This window comes from Vibrio chanodichtyis (assembly GCF_028863985.1).
Taxonomy (GTDB): domain Bacteria; phylum Pseudomonadota; class Gammaproteobacteria; order Enterobacterales; family Vibrionaceae; genus Vibrio; species Vibrio chanodichtyis.
This window is the reverse complement of sequence record NZ_JARBFT010000027.1, coordinates 1-4,292: the sequence shown is the minus strand read 5'-3', so window position 1 is coordinate 4,292 and position 4,292 is coordinate 1. Positions and strand designations below refer to the sequence as shown.

Genomic DNA, 4,292 nt, shown 5'->3' with positions numbered 1-4,292 from the left:
TCCATACTCAATCGACACTGCTCTGCATTGCTCATGTGATCCCGTCGTGACCTAACGCCCGCCTAAGGGGCTGGCAACGCATTACACTAAACTCAAACACAACAGCCGTAACCACCGCGGCTCAATGGGACTGGAAACGCCACGCGTTGACAGTCCCTCTTGAGGCGTTTGTTAAATGCCTAATCGCGAGTTTGTTGAGATTGTCCTTGGCCAGATTGCGTCGTTTGCTGTACAGATGAGCTTGTACTAGGAGCAGCTTGCATTGTTGGAACCTGCGCGCTGTTGATAGATATATCTCCGGTTGGAACAGATTGCATTAATGGTATTTTTGCACTATCTAGTCTTACTGATGATTTATTATCTTGTTGCTTGGACATTGTTGTTTCCTCTTGTCTCAGATTTAAAGTTACAAATAACACTACCGCAAGAATTGCAATAGAAAATAGCACACCTACAACATAATTTAGGCAATCATTTAACACTGATAGCCAATTACGTTGATTAAATGCACTTGAAATTTTATTTACATAATAGTTCTCTGCAATCGACATTTGCTTTGTTATTGCCGCATTACTAACTAGATACGCCAAAAGTGAGCAAAAAATTGAAAATAAGAAACAAAACCAAGATACTTTTATTAACCAAAGATATGCAGCATGACTCATTGGTACAATGGTTGTAAGAAATGTCAAGGATATCGCTAGTCCAGCCGATGATAACGTTAAAATTGATTTATCATAATTTTCCGTATTTGATAGCTGCCTTTTAAGCAACTCATCTCTAAATTTGTCATATATTTCAATTGCTCGTTTTTGTTCATCTACACTTCTTTGGATCAAATCATTATCATTATTCACTCTATTATCTCCAAACCTAAATGGCATTTAACGCCCGCCTAAGGGGCTGGCAACGCACAACCCAACTTAGCGCATAGCAAATTAATCACAAAAATCACCGCATACTAAAAATGCTACGCGTTGACAGTCCCGCTTGAGGCGCTTGTTAGTTTCGTAGCCAATTGTTTAACAATGATTTTTCACCAAAATATTTGAACAACATTTTATGGAAAATCATCGAGCAAACACACATCCAGCATCAAACGCTGTGAAGTTAGCGGCCAAAACTCCAAACGCTCAAGGTTGAGTTGGCCAATAACCGAATTTCCAACAAAGAAAACGCGCCTGAAGCGACGATGCCGCTTTTGTGAAACTAAACTTGCCGTGTGGACGCTTCCACAAAATGGATGCATCGAGGTTTGCTTACTTTAGCGATCTTGTGCCAGCGACATTTTCAACGCTTTCTACCCAATCAGTATCAAACAAAGCACCAAAGCTGATTCGTAAACTTTGAGCACCGAAAGCCGAATTATCGAAACAATTAGCGCAAATTGTATGAATTTTCTTGATAGAAACTAACGCCCAATTAAGGGGTGAGCCACGCGACCACGATACTAAATTGGGACGCCGTAAATACTAAACTTGACCCGAACAAAAAATGCCAAGCGTGGGGAATCCCTCTTAAATTGTTTGTTAGGCTACTGACCCACTCTCACCGCTGAAGTTAATGTATCACCAATATTAATTTGGCAATTCTTGAAGAGGAGTTTCTCAAAGTCTTTAACTACCACAAACATGGCTTCGACAGTTTCAGGCGTTAAGTTAACATCCCAAGGACAACTCATTCTTTCACGAAGTTCTTCACGAGTATTGACCTCAGTGTTAATTTCAATGGGTTTACCATGGGCAACATCATCTCGTAACTTTTTTAATTGCCATAGTTGTGCGTACATACCGACATTTTTGTCGAACCCTACACCTGCTTTAGCACATACTTTTGTAATCTTATTTATGTATCGATCAAACTCTTTCCATTTATCGACTTTCTTGTATCCCACAAAGTTAACCAGTGCTTCGACAGAAAAAGCCAAAGAGATTAAACATGAAAGACAATCTAGTTTAATCCCATCACGATCTTCATTAGCAACTTTTGCACGAATCGTTTCTCGCTGATAATGAGCTAAATTCATAAGATCATTATGTGGGTAAACTCTTACTCGATGTGTCATATTTTCTCCTTGTAGCCTAACGCCCGCCTAAGGGGCAGGCAACGCACAAACCAACTTAACGCATAGCAAATTAACCACAAAAATCACCGCATACCAAAAATGCTACGCGTTGACAGTCCCTCTTGAGGCGTTTGTTATGCGATTTTAGAAATGATAACGAATGCCTGCATAACCACTTGATATTGATATATTTACATCTTCTATATCAACATGCGCAGAACGATAACCTAGGTATAGATCAATGGCTCGATTTACTATAATCCCGAGTTCAGCCCCAAATTGATAGCCAACTTCCGACTTAGAATATGATGGTTCATTTGTCAATTTAGCATCCATATCCATTGAACCAATCCCGGCTAAAAGACCAACATAGACATCAGCATAATCACCTAAAACAATAAATTTAGGTTTTATATTCAGAAAAACACCATTTCCTTTAACATCTAGCTCTTCGTAATAATTTATCTTTCCAAAACTTCGATATTCACCTTCCACACCAATTTTCACTACCTTATGTATATCAAATTGGTATCCAATAACTGCGCTATAACCTAAATCGTCAAAATCACCTTTTTTATCTATAGAAATTCCACCCAATTCAAGCTCTGTTTTGTTATAAAAACTAAGATCTGCGCCAATATAAAAATTACGGTTATCAATCTGTTGAGAATTTTTCGCAAATTCCGTTTCGGCCATAACACCAAAATTCGCACCAAACAGCATGATTGTTGGTACTACCCACTGACATTGTTTCATTCATTATCTCCATTTAATTAACTATTATTTCCATAAATTTGATTACACGCATCTATCGCATAACGCTCGCCTAAGGGGCTGGCAACGCACAACCCAACTTAACGCATAACAAATTAACCACAAAAATCACCGCATACCAAAAATGCCGCGCGTTGACAGTCCCTCTTGAGGCGCTTGTTAGTTTCGTAGCCGATTGTTTAACAATGATTTTTCACCAAAATTTATGCAAAAAAGTATCGTAGAAAACACAGTAAAACAGCGTCATTTGACGCTGTTTTTTATCCGAACTCCCTACTGTTTTACACAGTACACTGAGTTTAATGAATGGGTATTAAACGAACTTCCCGAACACAAATAGGTCACGCCCTCAATATCGGTTTTCCATTCGAACTGACTAGTGACAAGATCTCGTTCAACATCATAGATAATTACTTGATTTGTCGTATTAAAAAACTTAGCCGTTTCACCGACCATTTGACGCTCAGAAATGGTAATAGCTGTACAACCAGATAGTGCAATAGCCAATCCTAATAAAATAATATTTTTCATGTTATTCCTTATTTTTGTAACGAAGTACATTTTATGAAAAATCATCGGGCAAACACACCTTCAACATCAAACATTGTGAAGCTGGCAGCCAAAACTCAAAACTATCAAGGTTGAGTTGGCCAATAACCGGCTTTCCAACAAAGAAAGCGTGCCTAAAGCGATATTGCTGTTTTTGTGAAACCAAACTTGCCGTGTGGACGCTTCCACAAAATGGATGCATCAAGGTTTGTTGGCTTTAGCGATCTTGTGCCAGCGACATTTTCAACGCTTTCTACCCAATCAGTATCTAGCAAAAAACCAAAGCAAACTCGTAAACCTTGAGCACCAAAACTCAATTTTTCGGAACATTTGGAATCAATATTTATGACTTTTCTCGATAGAAACTAACGCCCGCCTAAGGGGCTGACAACGCATTACCACTAAACTCAATCACAACAACCGTAGCCCCCGCGGCTCATTGGGACTGGAAACGCCACGCGTTGACAGTCCCTCTTGAGGCGTTTGTTAACTGGCCAGTGCTTATGATTTTCACTGCACTTTCAACCAACACAAAGAAAATTACTCTATTCTTCGTTTGGTGTTTTCACATCTCGGGCTGGTTTTCTGAGCATGAAAAATCCGCAAGCTTCACGCGTTGCAGTCGTAGGTTGTTCCCAAGCACCACAAAGATTCTTGAGATTATTTTTAGCTCTTTCGAAATGACGGCATTGCCCACAACGAAACATTTGCAAACTCCTTTTGCTCAGGTGCTTTTGGCATTTCCATTTTGCCAGTTAACGCCCGATTAAGCAGTGAGCAACGCCTAAACCAACTCAACGCATCACAATGTTCATCACTGTCGTTCTCGCATCACGCCAATGCCGCGCGTTGTGAATCTGTCTTGAATCGCTTGTTAGGTCACGACCAAATGGGTAAAAAGTCT

General features: G+C 39.7%; 6 protein-coding genes. All 6 read right to left on the bottom strand.

Features of this window, described 5'->3' with window-relative positions; genetic code table 11:
• Positions 1–179 precede the first annotated feature (179 nt).
• The 6 genes from PUN32_RS13760 to PUN32_RS13730 all read right to left on the bottom strand — a co-directional run bounded on the left by PUN32_RS13760 (position 180) and on the right by PUN32_RS13730 (position 3,590).
• Positions 180–857 carry a hypothetical protein gene (locus PUN32_RS13760; protein WP_274723702.1) on the bottom strand — a complete coding sequence of 226 codons (678 nt, stop codon included), beginning with the start codon at positions 855–857 and terminating at the stop codon, positions 180–182.
• Between the two features lie 203 nt (positions 858–1,060).
• Complete coding sequence (locus PUN32_RS13755; RefSeq protein WP_274723701.1) at positions 1,061–1,249, bottom strand: DUF645 family protein; 189 nt, start codon at positions 1,247–1,249, stop codon at positions 1,061–1,063.
• Positions 1,250–1,534: 285 nt separating this feature from the next.
• On the bottom strand, positions 1,535–2,065 hold the full coding sequence (locus PUN32_RS13750; RefSeq protein ID WP_274723700.1) for a hypothetical protein: 531 nt from the start codon (positions 2,063–2,065) through the stop codon (positions 1,535–1,537).
• Positions 2,066–2,209: 144 nt separating this feature from the next.
• On the bottom strand, positions 2,210–2,788 hold the full coding sequence (locus tag PUN32_RS13745; protein ID WP_406708018.1) for an outer membrane beta-barrel protein: 579 nt from the start codon (positions 2,786–2,788) through the stop codon (positions 2,210–2,212).
• Between the two features lie 324 nt (positions 2,789–3,112).
• Complete coding sequence (locus PUN32_RS13735) at positions 3,113–3,370, bottom strand: hypothetical protein (RefSeq protein ID WP_274723698.1); 258 nt, start codon at positions 3,368–3,370, stop codon at positions 3,113–3,115.
• Positions 3,371–3,401: 31 nt separating this feature from the next.
• Entirely contained in the window at positions 3,402–3,590 is a 189-nt protein-coding gene (locus PUN32_RS13730; protein ID WP_274723703.1) for a DUF645 family protein, read from the bottom strand.
• Positions 3,591–4,292 lie beyond the last annotated feature (702 nt).

Bases quoted from the DNA above. Each gene is read 5' to 3' on its own strand.
- PUN32_RS13755 (WP_274723701.1), bottom strand. From the start codon at position 1,249: ATGCATCCATTTTGTGGAAGCGTCCACACGGCAAGTTTAGTTTCACAA.
- PUN32_RS13750 (WP_274723700.1), bottom strand. From the start codon at position 2,065: ATGACACATCGAGTAAGAGTTTACCCACATAATGATCTTATGAATTTA.
- PUN32_RS13745 (WP_406708018.1), bottom strand. From the start codon at position 2,788: ATGCTGTTTGGTGCGAATTTTGGTGTTATGGCCGAAACGGAATTTGCG.
- PUN32_RS13735 (WP_274723698.1), bottom strand. From the start codon at position 3,370: ATGAAAAATATTATTTTATTAGGATTGGCTATTGCACTATCTGGTTGT.
- PUN32_RS13730 (WP_274723703.1), bottom strand. From the start codon at position 3,590: ATGCATCCATTTTGTGGAAGCGTCCACACGGCAAGTTTGGTTTCACAA.